The sequence below is a fragment of the Pseudomonas sp. FSL R10-0056 genome (genome assembly GCF_009600105.1).
Taxonomy (GTDB): Bacteria; Pseudomonadota; Gammaproteobacteria; order Pseudomonadales; family Pseudomonadaceae; genus Aquipseudomonas; species Aquipseudomonas bubulae.
In genome coordinates this window covers 1-18,789 of record NZ_WIWL01000229.1, presented here as the reverse complement: position 1 = coordinate 18,789, position 18,789 = coordinate 1, and the positions used below count along the sequence as shown (strand labels likewise).

Genomic DNA, 18,789 nt, shown 5'->3' with positions numbered 1-18,789 from the left:
AGTGGGTCGACCGGCATGGATGCCGGGAGAGCCGCGATGGGCCATGGATGGCCCGTGGCGGCGTGCCCACGGAGCAGGACCGGAGCGAGGGAACCTGAGCGCAGCGAAGGCCGTACGCCGGGGCAAGCCTTTTTGGTTACTTTTTCGGCGTCTGGAAAAAGTGACTCGCTGTAAGAGCGAAACCAATATCCCAGTTAGACACGAATGCCGGATATGTACTCAACACACCAGTCAAACAAGATCAAACAGCCGTAAACCCTGAGAACCTGGTGTAACTGACACAACCCATTGCCTGATTTTGCGACGACTTCGCCCCTCGTCAGCGGCTACGGACATCCCTTCCGGTAACAACCCGCCGCATACACCTGCAACTGCGGATAAAACGCCCGAAAATCCTCGCTCAGAGGTTCATACAACGCCTTCAAGTCCTGCATCGCCCCGGCCAGTTCCTCGGGGCGCGACAAGCGCCGGGCTATACCATTGAACACCTGCTCCAGCACGGCAAAATCCCGATACGAACCCAACCAGTCATGGGCCGCCATGTGCGGCGCAATCGTGGCAAGCCGCCGTGGCAGCTGTTGTTCGGCCACCAGCACCCGGTAAAAATCCGAGGTAAAACGCTCCAGCGGCCCTTCAGCATACTGCCCCCAGTCCCGCGCCAGGCAATGGTCAAAAAACACGTCCAGCACAATGCCCGCATACCGCCGGCGAGTATGGGCAAATCGCGACAACGACTGATCAACCAGGGGGTGGTTGTCAGTAAAGACATCAATGCTGCGGTGCAGCGCTATACCGTGTTCAATGTCCGCGCTGTATTGGCCATGCAGCCGCCCTTTGACAAAATCGCCATAAAGACTGCCCAGCATTTCTTCCGGGCGCTGACCGCCAAGGTGCAGATGTGCGAGATAATTCATGGGCGCAGTTTAGCACTGCCACACCAATATCGTTATAACCCGATATATCGATTTGAGCTGATCTAAGATCGAAATCATATTTGTATATCGCGATATAACGATTTAAAGTTCGCCTCATCGCGATATAACGTTGTACCCAATGAGCACTGCAACCATGACGATCGACCTCGACGAAATAATAAAAGCCCTGGCACACCCAGTACGCCGAGAAATTCTCAACGCTCTGAAAAACCCTGATGCCTCGTTCCCTGACCAGGTCCACTCCACCGAACATGGTGTGTGTGCCGGGCAGTTTGATCAGCTCTGCGGCCTTTCGCAGTCCACGGTTTCTGCCCATCTCGCAACGCTGCAGCGAGCGGGCCTGATTACCAGCCAAAAACACGGTCAGTGGCACTTTTTCAAACGTAATGAGGAAACCATCAAGGTCTTCCTCGAAAAAATCAGCCAAGAGCTTTAAAAGGACTTCCATGCCCCTCTCGCTACTCATTCTGGCGCTCAGCGCTTTCGCCATCGGGACCACCGAGTTTGTGATCATGGGCTTGCTGCCTGATGTCGCAACCGACCTTGGTGTATCCATTCCCGGTGCCGGCTGGCTGGTAACCGGCTACGCGCTGGGCGTGGCCATCGGTGCGCCGTTTATGGCGCTGGCCACGGCCAGGTTGCCGCGCAAGGCCGCCCTGGTAGCGTTGATGGTGATATTCATCATCGGCAACCTGCTCTGTGCCCTGGCCAGTGATTACAACGTGCTGATGTTTGCCCGTGTTGTCACTGCCCTGTGCCACGGCGCGTTCTTCGGTATTGGTTCGGTCGTGGCCGCAGGCCTGGTACCTGCCAACAAGCGCGCGTCTGCCGTGGCCCTGATGTTTACCGGCCTGACCCTGGCCAACGTGCTCGGCGTTCCCCTGGGCACTGCTCTGGGCCAGGCAGCAGGATGGCGCTCGACGTTTTTTGCCGTCACCGTGATCGGTGTCGTGGCATTGATCGGCCTGATCCGCTTTCTGCCAGCCAAGCGTGACGAGGAAAAACTCGACATGCGTGCCGAACTGGCCGCGCTCAAAGGCGCAGGCATCTGGCTGTCGCTGAGCATGACTGCGCTGTTTTCCGCGTCGATGTTCACCCTGTTCACTTATGTCGCGCCCCTGCTCGGTGATGTCACCGGCGTTTCGCCAAGCGGCGTGACCTGGACTCTGCTGCTGATCGGCCTTGGCCTGACGGTGGGCAATATCATCGGTGGCAAGCTGGCGGACAAACGCCTGGCCGCAACGCTGATCGGTGTGTTTATCGCGATGGCGGTGATGTCCACCGTACTGACCTGGACCAGCGTCGCGGTGATCCCGACTGAAATCACCCTGTTTTTGTGGGCTGCGGCTTCATTCGCTGCCGTACCGGCGCTGCAAATCAATGTCGTGACCTTCGGCAAGGCTGCCCCGAACCTGGTTTCAACCCTGAATATCGGCGCATTCAACGTCGGCAATGCACTCGGCGCCTGGGTTGGCGGCAGTGTCATCGCCCACGGCTTCGGCCTCACCAGCGTTCCACTGGCCGCTGCCGCACTGGCAATACTGGCACTGCTGGTGACGCTGATCACTTTCCGCCAGGGCGGCAATTCCGAACTGGCTACTGCTACTAACTGATCCTTGAGAGGGCTGCATAAATGACGACGATTTTCGATCCGATCAAGTTGGGCGACCTCGAACTGCCCAACCGCATCATCATGGCTCCGCTGACCCGCTGCCGCGCCAGCGAAGGTCGGGTACCTAATGCCCTGATGGCTGAATACTACGTTCAACGCGCCTCTGCCGGCCTGATCCTGAGCGAGGCCACATCGGTCACGCCTATGGGCGTCGGCTACCCTGACACTCCGGGCATCTGGGCCGACGACCAGGTACGCGGCTGGACCAACATCACCCGGGCCGTACACGCCGCCGGTGGCCGGATTGCGCTGCAGTTGTGGCATGTAGGCCGCATCTCGCATCCGATGTACCTGAACGGTGAAACGCCGGTTGCACCCAGCGCCATTGCGGCCAAGGGCCATGTTAGCCTGGTGCGCCCGAAGGTTGATTTCCCGACGCCTCGCGCGCTGGAAACTGCCGAGATCGCCGATATTGTCGAGGCCTACCGCACAGGCGCAGAAAACGCCAAGGCTGCCGGTTTTGATGGCGTCGAGATCCATGGTGCAAATGGCTACCTGCTCGACCAGTTCCTGCAAAGCAGCACCAACAAACGTACCGACCAGTACGGCGGCAGCATAGAGAACCGTGCGCGCCTGTTGCTGGAAGTTACCGACGCCGCCATTGAAGTCTGGGGTGCCGGCCGGGTTGGCGTGCATTTGTCGCCACGGGCCGACCTGCACGACATGGGCGATGAAAACCTGGCCGAAACCTTTGGTTATGTCGCCCGCGAACTGGGCAAGCGCGGTATTGCCTACATCTGTGCGCGCGAGCATGAAGCTGCCGACAGCCTGGGCCCGCAACTCAAGCAAGCCTTCGGTGGCCCGTACATCGTCAATGAGAGCTTCACCAAAGACAGTGCCAATGCCTGGCTGGCAGCAGGCAAGGCCGATGCCGTCGCATTCGGCGTGCCGTTTATCGCCAACCCTGATCTGCCCGCACGCTTGAAGGCCGATGCGCCGCTGAATGAGGCGCACCCGGAAACCTTCTACGTCAATGGCGCAGTGGGCTATATCGACTATCCAGTACTCTAAGTACTGAGCCTGGCACGGCCAGGTGACTGCACCACGCAAAACGCCCGAGACCAATGGCCTTGGGCGTTTTGCTATAACCGTTTAAACATCACCGCCCGGACCTTTTTTGCGGGCAAAAAAAAGGGGCGGTTTGACCCGCCCACATTTTTTCCCTAGTCCCTTTTGTTCCTTCTCATCATCCTGATGAATCGCTTCCCGCGATGTCCGTCTGCGTTCTTCCTTGAGCGCCGTATCGATCCGTCGATACAGTTCAAATACTAGAGTTTTATAGGATTGCTGCAAGCGCGGATGTTATGAGTATTTATTACACAAACTGCCCAACTAAAAATATAAATACATTATATTTCAATGACTTATGAGTTAAACACTGTTACACAAAGGCGTTTGCCCTTTATTGCCAAGCCCTTGGCTTACGTAAAAAGTAAGTAAAGGCTTACAGCAAGCCACAGGCAATAACCTATCTCGTCCGTGACATTCCATTTCAAAGCCGATTAAATAAACAATTAGTTCAAGTTTGTATAACAACAAGGTCCATATTGTTGTCAAATTCGCACTACCGGGCATCACTCAAAACAAACACCCACAAAAAACCCCGATTAGTTCGGGGTTTTTTGTCAGCCGTTCGCGGATTACTGGAACAGCGACTCGCTCGACAGGCCGTTGCGTTCAAGAATTTCTCGCAAGCGCTTGAGCCCTTCAACCTGGATCTGGCGCACACGCTCACGGGTCAGGCCAATTTCCAGCCCTACATCCTCAAGAGTGCTGCTCTCATGGCCACGCAGCCCGAAACGGCGAATCACCACTTCACGCTGCTTGTCTGTGAGCTCGGACAACCACTGATCGATACTTTGCGACAAGTCATCGTCCTGAAGCAGCTCACAAGGGTCTGTGGGCCTGTCATCCGTCAGGGTATCAAGCAGGGTTTTGTCAGAGTCCGGCCCCAAAGACACGTCTACCGAAGACACGCGTTCATTAAGCCCAAGCATGCGCTTGACCTCGGCGACCGGTTTTTCGAGCAGATTGGCGATTTCTTCAGGAGAGGGTTCGTGATCGAGCTTTTGCGTGAGTTCGCGCGCGGCTCGCAGGTAGACGTTCAGCTCTTTTACAACGTGGATCGGCAAACGGATGGTGCGGGTCTGGTTCATGATCGCCCGTTCAATCGTTTGGCGGATCCACCAGGTGGCGTAGGTCGAGAAGCGAAACCCTCGTTCGGGATCGAATTTCTCGACAGCCCGGATCAGGCCCAGGTTGCCTTCTTCGATCAGGTCAAGCAATGACAAACCACGGTTGACGTAACGTCGGGCAATTTTCACCACCAGCCGCAGGTTGCTTTCTATCATTCGCTTGCGCCCGGCCGGGTCGCCGCTTTGCGACAAACGCGCAAAATGGACTTCTTCTGCCGGAGAGAGTAACGGGGAAAAGCCGATTTCATTGAGGTACAACTGGGTCGCATCAAGGGCCCGCGTGTAGTCAATGTACTTGTGCTGTTTTGTAGCAGCTGCTTTTTTGGACTTGGTTCTAGCTGTAGGGGGCGAATCGTCTTCTTCTGACATCAAGTCGCTATCGATGCTGGAGTCCATAAGGAGCACCTCATCGTCGATGTCAAACCCCGGCGCTTCTTTGTTGAGAGCCATTGCAATAGTCCTTTGTTGAGTTCGACCTCAAGCTCAAGCCTCGCCTTAATCCCTGGCAACGCTGGAGCCTGTTCCTTATCCACATCAGGAACAGGCTGGTAACCGATCAACGGCGAGGAAGGAATTGCAATGGATCTACAGGTTTACCTTGGCGGCGAATCTCAAAGTGAAGTTTCACCCGGTCTGTACCAGTTGACCCCATTTCGGCAATTGTCTGTCCGACCTTGACCTGCTGCCCCTCCCGAACCAAAAGCCTGCGGTTGTGACCGTAGGCACTGACGTAGGTATCACTGTGTTTGATGATGATCAGTTCGCCGTAGCCCCTCAATCCACTGCCAGCGTATACAACCGAACCATCAGACGCAGCTAAAACAGGCTGTCCCAAATCGCCGGCGATATCAATACCTTTATTCAAACTACCGTTTGAAGAGAATTTTCCGATCAAAATGCCATTTGAGGGCCATCCCCACCCCTTGGGAGCAGGGCCTGCCGGCATCGGGGCAACCGCTGCGGGGGCACTTGCAGCCGTGGCGGAACGCTTGATAACCGTGGTTTTGCTGCCCGAAGAGGATGACACAACGGTGGTGGTCGAGCCGCCTGCAGGCTGGGTGCCTGAGCGCCCGTCAAAGCGGATGACCTGGCCCGGGACGATGGTGAACGGGGCGGCAATATTGTTGCGTGCAGCCAGGGCCTTCCAGTCCCACCCATAACGAAAGGCAATCGAGAACAAAGTGTCGCCGCGACGCACCGCGTATTGCCCGGTGGTCACGGCCGGGCGCTGGGCCACGCCGTTACGGTCAACGACATTCACGCCATTTTTGGGGGTGCTGGAGCACGCTGCCAACAAAGCCAGTGTGGTACTCAGAAATAGACCAACCACCAGTCTCTGAAAGCTTTTGCTGCTCTTACGCTGCGCAATGACTGTGAGACTCACCCGCCGCTCCCTTTGAAGATGGCTAAATAGTAAAACGCCAGTACTGGCCATGGTTTGCAGCAAGTATAACTGGCTATAGGGCTTTTACAGACTGTAAAGCCGATTGATAAACACAGCGTATAAAACATACACACATACCGGGCAGAGCCCGGGTGATGGGCTTTATGACCCGTACCCTGCCCCAAAATTCACCCGATACGTACAAAGACTCAGGCCAGCGGCCCGTTGAGCAGCGGCACAAAGCGTACATTACCGATCACCCGCCGGGCGAAACCGTGCTCTTCGCGCACGATCAACATCAACTGCTGCATCTCGCCGGCAACCACCGGGATCACCAGGCGCCCGCCAGGGGCCAGTTGGTCGAGCAGTGCCTGCGGCACATCAGTGGCTACAGCGGTGACGATAATGCCGTTGTAAGGCGCCAGCGCAGGCCAGCCCTCCCACCCATCGCCCCAGCGGAACACCACATTGCGCAGGTTGAGCTCAAGCAATCGCTCCTTGGCCCGGTCCTGCAGCACCTTGATGCGCTCGACCGAAAAAATCCGCTCGACCAGCTGCGACAGCACGGCGGTCTGGTACCCCGAACCGGTGCCGATCTCCATGACCTTGTCCAGCGGCCCGTCCTCAAGCAACAGCTCGCTCATGCGCGCCACCATGTAAGGCTGGGAGATGGTCTGGTTATTGCCGATCGGCAGCGCCGTATCTTCGTACGCCCTGTGCGCCAGGGCTTCATCCACAAACAGATGACGTGGCGTGCGGCGAATGACCTCGAGCACGTTCTGGTTAACGATGCCCTCTTCACGCAGGCGCTGAATCAGCCGCTCACGGGTGCGCTCAGAGGTCATGCCAATGCCGCGGTGCATCATGCCATCCTGCTCGCGCGCCATCAGCCCATGCCCTCCAGCCAGTCATTGAGGCTGTTGAAACCATCACCAAAGGTGCGATCCAGTTGCAGCGGCGTGATCGATACATAACCCTGCATCACGGCATGGAAGTCCGTGCCCGGGCCACCGTCTTCGACATCGCCTGCCGCAGCAATCCAGTAACCTGCCTTGCCGCGCGGATCAACCACCCGTACCGGTGCAGCAGCACGGGCACGATGGCCGAGACGGGTGAGTTGAATGCCACGAATCTTCGCCAACGGCAGGTTGGGAATGTTCACATTGAGGACCGTACGCGGCGGCAAGTTCAGCGATGCGTGGGCTTCAAGCAGCTTGCGGGCAAAAAACGCCGCCGTCGGCAGGTTGTCCACCTGGCGGGAGACCAACGAAAAGGCAAAAGAAGGACGATCCAGGAAGCGGCCCTCGAGTGCCGCCGCCACAGTGCCCGAGTACAACACGTCATCACCCAGGTTGGCACCCAGGTTGATGCCCGACACCACCATGTCCGGCTGCTGCTCGAGCAAGCCGTGAATAGCCAGATGCACGCAATCGGTAGGTGTACCGTTGATGCTGATAAAGCCATTGGCCAGGGTATGAGGATGCAGGGGACGGTCCAGCGTCAGCGAACTGCTGGCGCCACTTTTGTCCTGCTCGGGGGCAACTACCACGCACTCGGCGTAGTCGGCCAGCGCACCATAAAGCGCGGCCAGGCCCGGAGCTGTTACCCCGTCATCGTTTGAAATCAGAATACGCATAAGGTGTCCGCTTGATCCAACGTCACCAGATCAACAAGCTCGCGCACCAGAACAGTGGCGAAGCATCCTGGCGGCAGAACAAATTCCAGTTGCAGAATGTCAGGCTGAGGATAATGCCACGTCAACCGGCCAATGGGCAGTCGCAGGATGCGTCGCTCATGGCTCATGCCGGCGCGTACCAGCCAGTCACGCAAGTCGGCTTCACGCTCTGCAATTGACTGCTCCAGCGCGTGGGTGGCGCCAGTGGTCGGTGATTCGCCCTCGCCCCACTGCGGGCCGGTGGGGTGCAGATCGAGAATGGCCAGGCGCGGGTCGCTGCATTCAGCCTCGCCCGCCGGGAAAAAGCTGCGGCTGTCGGTAAAAGCCAGTAAATCGCCAACCTGCGCCCGTTGCCAGCTGCCATCGGCCACCCGTGCGGCCAGCACCTGATTGAACAGATAGCTGCGCGCGGTGGACAGCAGCCGCGAACGAACGTTGCGCTGCTCAGGCAAGGCCTTGCGCGCCGCATAATCACGGGCTTCGCCCAGATTGCCGCCCTGCCAGCCAAAGCGCTGGCTACCGAAATAGTTCGGTACACCCTGCTTGGCGATCAGTTGCAGGCGTTGCTCCAGCGCGTCCTTGTCGGCGTTCAGTTGCGTCAGGCGCAAGGTAAAACCATTGGCCGCATGGGCTCCACGCTGCAATTTGCGCTTGTGTCGCGAGGTCTTGAGAATCTTCAGCGTGTCGTTTTCGGCGCCCGACAGATCAGGGTCTGCCTTGCCCGGCAGTTGCACGCTGAACCACTGGCGGGTCAATGCCTGGCGGTCCTTGAGGCCTGCATAGCTGACGGTGCGCAGTGGCACGCCTGCAGCCTTGGCAAGGCGCCGGGCCGCCTCCTCGGTATTCAGGCCGCGCTTCTCGACCCACAACCACAGGTGCTCACCATCTCCGGACAGCGGTATTTCAAGCACTTCGTCGACTTGAAAATCTTCAGCCGTGGCCTTGAGCACAGCCGTGCCCAATGCCTCGCCATAAGCGAGCGGGCCCAGCAGATCGAACTCGTTCATGAGCGAACCAACAAGGCAATGGAATGCACTGCGATGCCTTCTTCACGCCCAACGAAGCCGAGCTTCTCGGTGGTCGTGGCCTTTACGTTTACCTGGTCCAAATCAACCTCTAGATCCGCGGCAATCAGCGCACGCATCGTTTCAATATGCGGCGCCATTTTTGGCGCCTGAGCAATGATGGTGTTGTCGACATTGCCGACTTTCCAGCCCTTGGCATGGATCAGACCGACGACATGACGCAACAGAACGCGACTGTCAGCGCCCTTGAAGGTCGGATCGGTGTCCGGGAAATGCTTGCCGATATCGCCAAGCGCTGCAGCGCCCAGCAAGGCGTCGCTCAGGGCGTGCAACAGCACATCACCATCAGAGTGGGCCAACAGCCCGAATTTATGGGAGATCCGCACGCCGCCCAACGTAATGAAATCGCCTTCAGCGAAACAGTGCACATCATAGCCGTGGCCAATACGCATAAAAAAACGCCCCGATTAAGTCAGGGCGTGATTCTACCTACTATTAAGCACTTAGTGCGCTTGCGTGGTGACGCAAGTGGTCGTCAATAAAGCTGGCGATGAAGAAATAGCTATGGTCGTAGCCCGGTTGCAAACGCAAGGTCAGCGGGTAATCGGCTAGCCTGGCGGCCTGTTGCAGCACTTCAGGCTTGAGCTGAACAGCCAGGAAGTCATCGCGATCTCCCTGATCGACCAGCAACGGCAGCCTTTCACTGGCCTCGCCAATCAGCACACTGGCATCCCACTCACGCCAGCGCGCCCGCTCTTCTCCCAGGTAATGGGAGAATGCCTTTTGCCCCCACGGGCAATCCATCGGATTGCTGATGGGCGCAAACGCCGACACCGACTGGTAACGCCCCGGATTACGCAACGCGCAAACCAACGCCCCGTGCCCACCCATCGAATGTCCGCTGATGCCACGCTTTTGCGAAGCCGGGAAATGCGCTTCGACCAGAGCCGGCAATTCCTGCACCACATAATCGTGCATCTGATAGTGCTGGGCCCACGGCTGCTGAGTGGCATTCAGATAGAACCCTGCACCCAGGCCGAAATCCCACGCCCCCTGCGGGTCATCGGGCACGCCTTCGCCACGGGGGCTGGTGTCCGGTGCGACGATGATAAGGCCCAATTCGGCAGCCATCTTCATGGCCCCGGCCTTGTGCATGAAGTTTTCGTCGGTACAGGTCAAACCCGACAGCCAATACACTACAGGCAGCTTTGCGCCCTGATCCGCCTGCGGCGGCAAGTACACGGCAAACACCATTTCGCAGCCCAGCACTTCGGACCGGTGCTTGTAACGCTTGTGCCAACCGCCAAAGCTCTTCTGGCAGGAAATGTTCTCAAGAGACATGGGCAACTCCAGACCACAAGACAAACACCCCCCTGTGGGAGCAAGCCCGCTCCCACAGGTATTTTATGGCATTCGACTTGCCGCAGTTATTTAGAAATGGATGACAGTGCGGATGCTTTTGCCTTCATGCATCAGGTCAAAAGCCTTATTGATATCTTCCAGGCCCATGGTGTGGGTGATGAAAGTATCCAGCGGGATCTCGCCGCTTTGTGCCATATCTACATAGCTTGGCAATTCGCTGCGGCCGCGCACGCCACCAAATGCCGAACCGCGCCAGACGCGACCGGTCACCAGCTGGAACGGACGGGTGGAAATTTCCTGCCCCGCACCTGCCACGCCAATAATCACCGACTCGCCCCATCCCTTGTGACAGCACTCCAGTGCCGCACGCATCAACTGCACATTGCCGATGCACTCAAAGGAAAAATCGACACCGCCATCGGTCATGTCGACTATCACTTCCTGAATCGGGCGATCGAAGTCTTTCGGGTTCACGCAATCAGTAGCACCCAGCTGTCGGGCGATTTCAAACTTGGCCGGGTTGATATCAATGGCAATGATCCGCGCCGCCTTCGCTTTCACCGCACCGATTACCGCAGACAGGCCAATACCGCCCAGACCGAAGATGGCCACGGTGTCGCCCGGCTTGACCTTGGCCGTGTTCAGCACCGCGCCGATCCCGGTCGTCACGCCGCAACCCAGTAGACACACTTTCTCCAGAGGAGCGTCCTTCTGAATTTTTGCGACCGAAATCTCAGGGAGCACGGTGTATTCGGAAAAGGTCGAAGTGCCCATGTAGTGGAAAATCGGCTGACCTTTGTAGGAGAAGCGCGTAGTGCCATCAGGCATCAAGCCCTTGCCCTGGGTGGCACGAATGGCCTGACACAGGTTGGTCTTGCCCGACAGGCAGAATTTGCACTTGCCACATTCAGGGGTGTACAGCGGGATGACATGATCGCCGACCGCAACCGAGGTCACGCCTTCGCCGATGGCTTCAACGATGGCACCGCCTTCATGGCCCAGGATCGACGGGAAGATGCCTTCCGGGTCTGCGCCCGACAAGGTGTAGGCATCGGTATGGCAAACACCCGAGGCCACAACCCGCAGCAGCACTTCGCCAGCCTTGGGCATGGCAACGTCTACTTCCACGATTTCCAGCGGCTTTTTGGCTTCGAACGCAACGGCGGCACGTGACTTGATCATCGATCGTCTCCAGCAAAGTAAAAACAAGACGCAGAGTGTAAATCAGCGCCAGGTGATTAATAATCCAGGCAAAAGCAAAACATTATTGCCATGCAGGGATAATCAACCATGAATGAGAACCGCTGGGAAGGTATAGACGAATTTGTCGCTGTGGCCGAATGTGGCCAATTCACAGCGGCGGCCGAACGTCTTGGCGTCTCTTCATCCCATATCAGCCGCCAGGTAGCGCGACTTGAAGAGCGATTGCAGACCCGCCTGTTTTATCGCAGTACCCGCAAGGTAACGCTGACCGAAGCCGGGCAGACTTTTTTGCAGCATTGCCAGCGCCTGCAAGACGGACGTGAAGAAGCACTGCGTGCCATCGGTGATCTGGCCAGCGAACCCAAGGGCATGTTGCGCATGACCTGTGCCGTGGCCTATGGCGAACGCTTTATCGTGCCGCTGGTTACGCGCTTTATGGGGCTGTACCCGCAATTGCGGGTGGACATCGAACTGAGCAACCGGCCATTGGACCTGGTGCATGAAAGCCTGGATCTGGCGATCCGCCTGGGGCGCTTGCAGGATTCAAGACTGGTAGCCACGCGCCTGGCTCCCAGGCGCATGTATATGTGCGCCTCGCCCTCCTACCTGGAACGTTACGGGCGCCCCCATAGCCTGTCGGAATTGAGCCGGCACAATTGTCTGATTGGCAGTTCAGATCTATGGCAATTGCAGCAGGACGGCCGCGAATTTTCGCAACGGGTGCAAGGGAACTGGCGATGCAACAGTGGGCAGGCTGTACTGGATGCTGCGTTACAGGGTGTAGGGATTTGTCAGTTGCCGGACTATTACGTGCTGGAGCACTTGAAGACCGGGACGCTGGTGTCGTTGCTCGACACCCACCAGCCACCCAACACCGCCGTCTGGGCGCTGTACCCGCAACAGCGGCACTTGTCGCCCAAGGTCAGAAAGCTGGTTGATTACTTGAAGGAGGGGTTGGCCAGGCGGGAGGAATATCAGGAGAGGGAGCAGTAGTTTTTAACAGTGGGAGCGGGCTTGCTTGCGATGCAGACGACTCGGTCTGTCAGGCAAATTCAGCTGATACCATCGCGAGCAAGCCCGCTCCCACAAGAACCTCAGCAGGTTCTGATCAGCGCTTGGCCCAACGCAAACGCAACCACTCAAGGTCTTCGGGGCGGGTGACCTTGATGTTGTCCGAACGCCCTTCGATCAAACGCGGCGCCAGACCTGCCCACTCCATCGCTGAAGATTCATCGGTGATGGTTGCATCGGCCACCAGACTGTCAGCCAAAGCACGATGCAACGCCCCCAAGCGGAACATCTGCGGCGTATAGGCCTGCCAGATCAAGCTGCGATCCACGGTTTCAACCGCACGCCCCTGCTTGTCCACCCGTTTGAGCGTGTCCCGCGCTGGAACGGCTAACAAACCACCTACAGGGTCGTCAGCCAATTCACTCAGCAGCTTGTTAAGGTCTTCCCGAGACAGGTTGGGCCTCGCGGCATCATGCACCAACACCCAATCGTCATCTGCCGCGCCCTGCGCATGCAGGTGCAACAACGCGTTGAGTACCGAGTCGGCGCGCTCACGCCCGCCGTCTACCCGTACAACCCGAGGGTCGGCAGCACAAGGCAAGGACGGCCAGAAAGGATCATCAAAAGCGACACTGACCACCAGCCCCTTCAGGCCCGGGTGGTCGAGGAAACAGCTGATGCTGTGTTCCAGAATACTGCGTCCGCCCAACTGCAAATATTGTTTGGGACGGTCCGCGGCCATACGGGCACCTACACCCGCGGCAGGAATCACGGCCCAGAAGGCCGGTGACAAATAACTCATTGGGCCAACTGATAGAGGGTTTCACCCTCTTTGATCATGCCCAACTCATGGCGAGCACGTTCTTCAACGGTCTCCATGCCTTTTTTCAGCTCCAGCACTTCCGCATCCAGCACGCGGTTGCGCTCAAGCAGGATTTCGTTTTCAGCACGTTGATCGGCTATTTGCTGGGTCAGGTCAGTAACCTGCGCCAAACTGCCATTACCCACCCACAGGCGATACTGCAGGCCTGCCAGCAGCAAGAGCAAGATTAGAAACAACCAATTGGGACTGCGCATCGAATATCAGGTATCCAGTGAAAAGACAGCCATGCCGACAAACGTAAACAACGAATAATACAAAGCCTGGACGAACCAGGCTTGTATACAGAAGCATCAGATTAGTGTCAAAAGACCCGACTTGGCGAGCTTTCCGACACTACCTGCTGACTTTTTACCATTAAGTACTCAGCCGCGAAACTCGCCACGGCCGTTGTACTTGGCTTTTGCACCCAGTTGCTCTTCGATACGCAGCAATTGGTTGTACTTGGAAACGCGATCGGAACGGCACAGCGAGCCGGTCTTGATCTGGCCAGCGGCGGTACCCACGGCCAGGTCGGCAATGGTGGAATCTTCGGTTTCGCCGGAGCGGTGCGAGATCACAGCCGTGTAACCTGCAGCCTTGGCCATCTGGATGGCTTCCAGGGTTTCGGTCAGGGTGCCGATCTGGTTGAACTTGATCAGGATCGAGTTGGCGATGCTCTTGTCGATGCCTTCTTTCAGGATCTTGGTGTTGGTCACGAACAGGTCGTCGCCTACCAGCTGTACTTTCTCACCGATTTTGTCGGTCAGAATTTTCCAGCCATCCCAGTCAGACTCGTCCAGGCCGTCTTCGATGGAGATGATCGGGTAACGCTGGGTCAGACCCTTGAGGTATTCAGCAAAACCTTCGGAGCTGAACACCTGACCTTCGCCCGACAGGTTGTACTTGCCGTCTTCGTAGAATTCGCTGGCCGCGCAGTCCAGCGCCAGGGTCACGTCGGTGCCCAGGGTGTAACCGGCATTGGCGATGGCTTCGGAAATGACTTTCAGAGCATCTTCGTTGGACGCCAGGTTCGGTGCGAAACCACCTTCGTCGCCCACTGCGGTGTTCAGGCCACGGGCCTTGAGCACTGCTTTGAGGTGATGGAAGATTTCGGTGCCCATGCGCAGCGCGTCAGAAAAGGTTTTGGCGCCAACCGGCTGAACCATGAACTCTTGAATGTCGACGTTGTTATCGGCGTGCTCGCCACCGTTGATGATGTTCATCATCGGAACCGGCATCGAGTAAACACCCGGAGTGCCGTTCAGGTTGGCGATGTGTGCGTACAGCGGCAGGTCCTGGTCCTGGGCAGCAGCTTTGGCAGCAGCCAAAGACACGGCCAGGATGGCGTTGGCGCCCAGGGAGCCTTTGTTCTCAGTACCGTCCAGCGCGATCATCGCGTGGTCCAGCGCCTTTTGGTCAACCGGGTCTTTACCCAGCAGCAAATCACGAATCGGGCCGTTGATGTTGGCAACGGCTTTCAGCACGCCTTTGCCCAGGTAACGGCTTTTGTCGCCATCACGCAGTTCCAGCGCTTCACGGGAACCGGTGGAAGCACCGGACGGCGCGCAAGCGCTGCCGATGATGCCGTTGTCGAGAAGCACGTCCGCTTCCACAGTGGGATTGCCACGGGAGTCGAGAACTTCACGACCTTTGATGTCGACGATCTTTGCCATTGTTGTAAATACTCCAAAGTTGACGAAAACGACGCAGCTGAGGGAAATATTGTTATCGGCGGCAAGGGTCAAATAGCGGGCAGCCTTGCGGGCGATAAGGCTCGGGCCCTGAGGCCCGAGAAATCGTGCGGTACTTTACCGGAGAAACGAGGGTTACGCGGTTTCTATTGTCGGAAAACTTTTAACCAACTCATCCAGCGACTTCAGCTGAGCCAGGAATGGCTCCAGCTTGTCCAGGCGCAAGGCACAAGGGCCGTCGCACTTGGCGTTGTCAGGATCCGGGTGTGCTTCCAGGAACAGACCGGCCAGGCTCTGGCTGATACCAGCCTTGGCCAGGTCGGTTACCTGGGCACGACGACCACCGGCAGAGTCCGAGCGACCGCCAGGCATTTGCAGCGCATGGGTCACGTCGAAAAACACCGGGTATTCGAACTGCTTCATGATGCCGAAGCCCAGCATGTCGACAACAAGGTTGTTGTAGCCAAAGCTGGAGCCACGTTCGCAGAGGATCAACTGATCATTGCCCGCTTCTTCGCATTTGCTCAGGATGTGTTTCATTTCCTGAGGCGCAAGGAACTGGGCTTTTTTGATGTTGATCACGGCGCCGGTCTTGGCCATGGCCACGACCAGGTCAGTTTGACGCGACAGGAAAGCCGGCAACTGGATGATGTCGCAGACCTCGGCGACCACGGCCGCTTGCGCAGGCTCGTGGACGTCGGTAATCAGCGGCACACCGAAGGCGGCCTTGATGTCCTGAAAAATCCGCATGCCTTCTTCGAGGCCTGGGCCACGGTAAGAGCTGACAGATGAACGATTGGCCTTGTCGAAACTGGCCTTGAACACGTAAGGAATACCAAGCTTTTCGGTGACCCGTACGTACTCTTCGCACACCTGCATGGCCATATCACGGCTTTCCAGCACGTTCATGCCACCGAACAAGACCATTGGCTTGTCGTTGGCAATTTCGATATTGCCTACACGGATAATCTTTTGCGCCATTCTGATTACGCCTTCTTCTCGTGTTGCGCCAGTGCAGCTTTGACGAAACCGGTGAACAATGGATGGCCATCACGTGGCGTGGAGGTGAACTCCGGGTGGAACTGGCAAGCGACAAACCAAGGATGATCCGGAGCTTCAACCACTTCTACCAACGCGCCGTCACCGGAACGACCGGTCACTTTCAGGCCTGCTTCGGTCAGTTGCGGCAGCAGGTTATTGTTCACTTCATAGCGATGACGATGACGTTCAACAATCACGTCCTTGGCATAGCAATCGTGAACCAGGGAACCGGCTTGCAGCTGGCAATCCTGCGCGCCCAGACGCATGGTGCCGCCCAGGTCGGAAGTTTCGGTACGGGTTTCGACTGCACCGGTGGCGTCTTCCCACTCGGTGATCAGACCGACAACCGGATGGCCGCTGCTGCGATCGAATTCGGTGGAGTTGGCGTCTTTCCAGCCCAGCACATTACGTGCGAACTCGATAACCGCTACTTGCATGCCCAGGCAGATACCCAGGTATGGCACCTTGTTCTCGCGTGCATATTGAACGGCAGTGATCTTGCCTTCGACGCCGCGCAGACCGAAGCCGCCCGGAACCAGAATGGCATCACAGCCTTCAAGCAGCTCGGTGCCTTTGTTTTCGATGTCTTCGGAGTCGATATAGCGCAGGTTGACCTTGGTACGGTTGGAAATACCGGCGTGGCTCATCGCTTCGATCAGCGACTTGTACGCGTCCAGCAGTTCCATGTACTTGCCGACCATCGCGATGGTGACTTCGTGCTCCGGGTTCAGCTTGGCGTCGACGACCTTGTCCCACTCGGACAGGTCGGCGCTGTTGCATTCCAGGCCAAAGCGCTCAACGACGAAATCATCCAGGCCCTGAGCGTGCAGCATGCCCGGGATCTTGTAGATGGTGTCGGCGTCTTCCAGCGAAATGACAGCACGTTCCTCAACGTTGGTGAACAGCGCGATCTTGCGACGCGAAGACACATCAACGTGGTGATCGGAGCGGCAGATCAGTACGTCTGGCTGCAGGCCGATGGAACGCAGCTCTTTAACCGAGTGCTGTGTAGGTTTGGTTTTCGTTTCGCCAGCGGTGGCAATGTACGGAACCAGAGTCAGGTGCATCAGCATGGCGCGCTTGGCGCCCACTTCGATGCGCAGCTGACGGATAGCTTCGAGGAACGGTTGCGACTCAATGTCACCCACAGTGCCGCCAATCTCAACCATCGCTACGTCGGCATCGCCGGCGCCCTTGATGATCCGACGTTTGATTTCGTCGGTGATGTGCGGAATTACCTGAATGGTTGCACCCAGGTAATCACCACGGCGCTCCTTGCGCAGGACGTGTTCGTAAACGCGGCCCGTGGTGAAGTTGTTGTTCTGGGTCATGGTCGTGCGGATAAACCGCTCGTAATGGCCCAAGTCCAGGTCGGTTTCGGCGCCGTCGTGCGTGACGAACACTTCACCGTGCTGGAACGGGCTCATGGTGCCCGGATCAACGTTGATGTAGGGGTCCAGCTTCAGCATGGTGACCTTAAGTCCCCGCGCCTCCAGGATGGCTGCCAATGAAGCCGAGGCAATGCCTTTCCCCAATGAAGAAACAACACCGCCCGTGACGAAGATGTAGCGCGTCATGAAAAACCCTAGAAGTCTGCGTTAAAGCGGTCAGAGCCGCCGGGGAAAGCGAAGGAAGGCCGAAGCCCCCAATCACCAGCATTAGTCACAGTGCACCTTTCGAAAAACTGCTGCGTTGAAACAGACCGATGGAAACCACCGGTTCGATGCAAGCCACACATTTTTTTAAAATCGCCCAGCAAAGACTGCTTGGTAATCGGCAACATCTGCAATTCTGGTGAATCCACAGAAGTTGTATCAAGAAGGGAGCGTAGTCTACCGGAAACCCCCTTTCAGCTCAAACCTTGATCGCTCGAAGTTGGCAGCCACTGCAATTTCCAGTGCCCACAGGGGCTGGAGTCCAGTCCAGGGAGGTTTGCCACGGCCAATAACTGCTCATTGCGGTACAGAAGCGGCAATCTGCCACGGGCAAACAACGGAACACCTCGCTCGTTGAGCAGCCGCTTGAGATCACGATGACCGCGCTGTGCCTGCGCCATCACTTCGCCCCCTAGACGATAGCTCACTTGCAAAGGGCCATCCGGGATATCCCCGACAAAATGCACACGACCATTACCCGGCAGCGCCAGGGCCTGATCAGGACAGGGCCACAACACCGGGGCGATCGGTTGGTGCAACCATTCGCCGGCCAGCCACCAAATACGTCCACCGGCACGATGCAACTCGCCGTCTGCGAGCTTCCACACCGGCTGCGCATCGATGCGGGCATCCCGCAGGGCATCCCACCCCGCCCAATGGTCGGTGTCCGGCAATGACGTGAAGGCTGACAGCCAGTGACGCAAGGCATTGCGCTGACGGGCAGGTGACAGGCTGGCGATGGCGGTCAGTTCCAGGGAGGGCAAGCCAAGCCAGGCAAACTCGCTGGTAAAGCCCGCAGCGTGCAAATCCTGCTGGGCCAGTTCATCCAGCAAACCCTGCGCCTCGGCACAGTGCGCTGCGCTGCGGGCCATGCTGGCAGCCGCCTGGGGCCAGCGCCGAGAGAGGACCGGAAGGACTTCATGGCGCAGGAAATTGCGGGAAAAATCTGTCTGGGTGTTAGACGGGTCCTCAATCCAGCTCAGACCCTGTGTTCGGGCATATGACTCAAGCTGGGCGCGGGACACGTCCAGCAAAGGCCGGCACAGGTTTCCTGCGCCCAGGCGACGCTGGCGCGGCA

At 57.6% G+C, this 18,789-nt stretch carries 19 protein-coding genes; 4 read left to right on the top strand and 15 right to left on the bottom strand.

What is annotated here, in order from left to right:
• Window positions 1–326: 326 nt before the first annotated feature.
• Window positions 327–914, bottom strand: a complete 588-nt coding sequence (locus GHO42_RS23240) for an ACP phosphodiesterase (protein ID WP_095001334.1) — start codon at window positions 912–914, stop codon at window positions 327–329.
• Between the two features lie 154 nt (window positions 915–1,068).
• On the opposite strand from GHO42_RS23240, the gene GHO42_RS23235 reads away from it, so the two are divergent.
• The 3 genes from GHO42_RS23235 to GHO42_RS23225 are packed head-to-tail and all read left to right on the top strand — an operon-like array spanning window position 1,069 to window position 3,618.
• Window positions 1,069–1,371, top strand: coding sequence for a helix-turn-helix transcriptional regulator (locus tag GHO42_RS23235; protein ID WP_095001333.1), 303 nt, complete (start codon window positions 1,069–1,071; stop codon window positions 1,369–1,371).
• Window positions 1,372–1,381: 10 nt separating this feature from the next.
• Window positions 1,382–2,548 (top strand): MFS transporter, encoded by a 1,167-nt coding sequence (locus GHO42_RS23230; RefSeq protein ID WP_095001332.1) that lies wholly within the window; start codon window positions 1,382–1,384, stop codon window positions 2,546–2,548.
• A 20-nt stretch (window positions 2,549–2,568) separates the two neighbouring features.
• A complete protein-coding gene (locus GHO42_RS23225; RefSeq protein WP_095001331.1) occupies window positions 2,569–3,618 on the top strand; it encodes an alkene reductase in 1,050 nt (349 codons plus the stop codon).
• A gap of 629 nt (window positions 3,619–4,247) precedes the next feature.
• On the opposite strand, the gene rpoS is transcribed toward GHO42_RS23225, so the two are convergent.
• The 8 genes from rpoS to GHO42_RS23185 form a co-directional block, all read right to left on the bottom strand.
• Window positions 4,248–5,252: an RNA polymerase sigma factor RpoS gene (rpoS, locus tag GHO42_RS23220; protein WP_095001330.1), complete on the bottom strand. Its 1,005-nt coding sequence runs from the start codon at window positions 5,250–5,252 to the stop codon at window positions 4,248–4,250.
• A gap of 106 nt (window positions 5,253–5,358) precedes the next feature.
• Complete coding sequence (locus GHO42_RS23215) at window positions 5,359–6,186, bottom strand: peptidoglycan DD-metalloendopeptidase family protein (RefSeq protein WP_095001329.1); 828 nt, start codon at window positions 6,184–6,186, stop codon at window positions 5,359–5,361.
• Between the two features lie 209 nt (window positions 6,187–6,395).
• Window positions 6,396–7,031, bottom strand: coding sequence for a protein-L-isoaspartate(D-aspartate) O-methyltransferase (locus GHO42_RS23210; RefSeq protein WP_178114947.1), 636 nt, complete (start codon window positions 7,029–7,031; stop codon window positions 6,396–6,398).
• Window positions 7,032–7,072: 41 nt separating this feature from the next.
• Window positions 7,073–7,822 (bottom strand): 5'/3'-nucleotidase SurE, encoded by a 750-nt coding sequence (gene surE, locus GHO42_RS23205; RefSeq protein ID WP_095001327.1) that lies wholly within the window; start codon window positions 7,820–7,822, stop codon window positions 7,073–7,075.
• A complete protein-coding gene (truD, locus tag GHO42_RS23200) occupies window positions 7,810–8,868 on the bottom strand; it encodes a tRNA pseudouridine(13) synthase TruD (RefSeq protein WP_153328729.1) in 1,059 nt (352 codons plus the stop codon). The genes surE and truD overlap by 13 nt, the downstream gene beginning before the upstream one ends.
• Complete coding sequence (ispF, locus tag GHO42_RS23195; RefSeq protein WP_095001325.1) at window positions 8,865–9,338, bottom strand: 2-C-methyl-D-erythritol 2,4-cyclodiphosphate synthase; 474 nt, start codon at window positions 9,336–9,338, stop codon at window positions 8,865–8,867. Before ispF ends, truD begins: the two co-directional genes overlap by 4 nt.
• Before the next feature lie 43 nt (window positions 9,339–9,381).
• Complete coding sequence (fghA, locus tag GHO42_RS23190) at window positions 9,382–10,233, bottom strand: S-formylglutathione hydrolase (protein WP_178114946.1); 852 nt, start codon at window positions 10,231–10,233, stop codon at window positions 9,382–9,384.
• A gap of 84 nt (window positions 10,234–10,317) precedes the next feature.
• Entirely contained in the window at window positions 10,318–11,430 is a 1,113-nt protein-coding gene (locus tag GHO42_RS23185; RefSeq protein ID WP_016782003.1) for an S-(hydroxymethyl)glutathione dehydrogenase/class III alcohol dehydrogenase, read from the bottom strand.
• A gap of 108 nt (window positions 11,431–11,538) precedes the next feature.
• Between GHO42_RS23185 and GHO42_RS23180 the strand changes: the two genes are divergently transcribed.
• The gene (locus GHO42_RS23180; RefSeq protein WP_095001323.1) at window positions 11,539–12,444 is read left to right on the top strand and encodes a LysR substrate-binding domain-containing protein; all 906 of its coding nucleotides are present in this window, start codon (window positions 11,539–11,541) and stop codon (window positions 12,442–12,444) included.
• Window positions 12,445–12,559: 115 nt separating this feature from the next.
• Here GHO42_RS23180 and ispD read toward each other — a convergent pair whose 3' ends face one another.
• The 6 genes from ispD to tilS form a co-directional block, all read right to left on the bottom strand.
• Complete coding sequence (ispD, locus tag GHO42_RS23175) at window positions 12,560–13,264, bottom strand: 2-C-methyl-D-erythritol 4-phosphate cytidylyltransferase (RefSeq protein ID WP_095031493.1); 705 nt, start codon at window positions 13,262–13,264, stop codon at window positions 12,560–12,562.
• Entirely contained in the window at window positions 13,261–13,539 is a 279-nt protein-coding gene (gene ftsB / locus GHO42_RS23170; protein ID WP_016782000.1) for a cell division protein FtsB, read from the bottom strand. Before ftsB ends, ispD begins: the two co-directional genes overlap by 4 nt.
• 168 nt (window positions 13,540–13,707) lie before the next feature.
• Window positions 13,708–14,997: a phosphopyruvate hydratase gene (eno, locus tag GHO42_RS23165; RefSeq protein WP_095001321.1), complete on the bottom strand. Its 1,290-nt coding sequence runs from the start codon at window positions 14,995–14,997 to the stop codon at window positions 13,708–13,710.
• Window positions 14,998–15,150: 153 nt separating this feature from the next.
• The gene (gene kdsA / locus GHO42_RS23160) at window positions 15,151–15,996 is read right to left on the bottom strand and encodes a 3-deoxy-8-phosphooctulonate synthase (protein ID WP_016781998.1); all 846 of its coding nucleotides are present in this window, start codon (window positions 15,994–15,996) and stop codon (window positions 15,151–15,153) included.
• 5 nt (window positions 15,997–16,001) lie between these two features.
• Window positions 16,002–17,633 carry a CTP synthase gene (locus tag GHO42_RS23155; protein ID WP_029611550.1) on the bottom strand — a complete coding sequence of 544 codons (1,632 nt, stop codon included), beginning with the start codon at window positions 17,631–17,633 and terminating at the stop codon, window positions 16,002–16,004.
• 272 nt (window positions 17,634–17,905) lie between these two features.
• A partial coding sequence (gene tilS / locus GHO42_RS23150; RefSeq protein ID WP_153384192.1) for a tRNA lysidine(34) synthetase TilS occupies window positions 17,906–18,789 on the bottom strand: 884 nt, incomplete at its 5' end.

Bases quoted from the DNA above. Each gene is read 5' to 3' on its own strand.
- eno (WP_095001321.1), bottom strand. From the start codon at position 14,997: ATGGCAAAGATCGTCGACATCAAAGGTCGTGAAGTTCTCGACTCCCGT.
- GHO42_RS23235 (WP_095001333.1), top strand. From the start codon at position 1,069: ATGACGATCGACCTCGACGAAATAATAAAAGCCCTGGCACACCCAGTA.
- GHO42_RS23185 (WP_016782003.1), bottom strand. From the start codon at position 11,430: ATGATCAAGTCACGTGCCGCCGTTGCGTTCGAAGCCAAAAAGCCGCTG.
- GHO42_RS23155 (WP_029611550.1), bottom strand. From the start codon at position 17,633: ATGACGCGCTACATCTTCGTCACGGGCGGTGTTGTTTCTTCATTGGGG.
- GHO42_RS23180 (WP_095001323.1), top strand. From the start codon at position 11,539: ATGAATGAGAACCGCTGGGAAGGTATAGACGAATTTGTCGCTGTGGCC.
- rpoS (WP_095001330.1), bottom strand. From the start codon at position 5,252: ATGGCTCTCAACAAAGAAGCGCCGGGGTTTGACATCGACGATGAGGTG.
- ispF (WP_095001325.1), bottom strand. From the start codon at position 9,338: ATGCGTATTGGCCACGGCTATGATGTGCACTGTTTCGCTGAAGGCGAT.
- truD (WP_153328729.1), bottom strand. From the start codon at position 8,868: ATGAACGAGTTCGATCTGCTGGGCCCGCTCGCTTATGGCGAGGCATTG.
- ftsB (WP_016782000.1), bottom strand. From the start codon at position 13,539: ATGCGCAGTCCCAATTGGTTGTTTCTAATCTTGCTCTTGCTGCTGGCA.
- ispD (WP_095031493.1), bottom strand. From the start codon at position 13,264: ATGAGTTATTTGTCACCGGCCTTCTGGGCCGTGATTCCTGCCGCGGGT.
- GHO42_RS23210 (WP_178114947.1), bottom strand. From the start codon at position 7,031: ATGACCTCTGAGCGCACCCGTGAGCGGCTGATTCAGCGCCTGCGTGAA.
- GHO42_RS23230 (WP_095001332.1), top strand. From the start codon at position 1,382: ATGCCCCTCTCGCTACTCATTCTGGCGCTCAGCGCTTTCGCCATCGGG.
- kdsA (WP_016781998.1), bottom strand. From the start codon at position 15,996: ATGGCGCAAAAGATTATCCGTGTAGGCAATATCGAAATTGCCAACGAC.
- surE (WP_095001327.1), bottom strand. From the start codon at position 7,822: ATGCGTATTCTGATTTCAAACGATGACGGGGTAACAGCTCCGGGCCTG.
- GHO42_RS23240 (WP_095001334.1), bottom strand. From the start codon at position 914: ATGAATTATCTCGCACATCTGCACCTTGGCGGTCAGCGCCCGGAAGAA.
- GHO42_RS23225 (WP_095001331.1), top strand. From the start codon at position 2,569: ATGACGACGATTTTCGATCCGATCAAGTTGGGCGACCTCGAACTGCCC.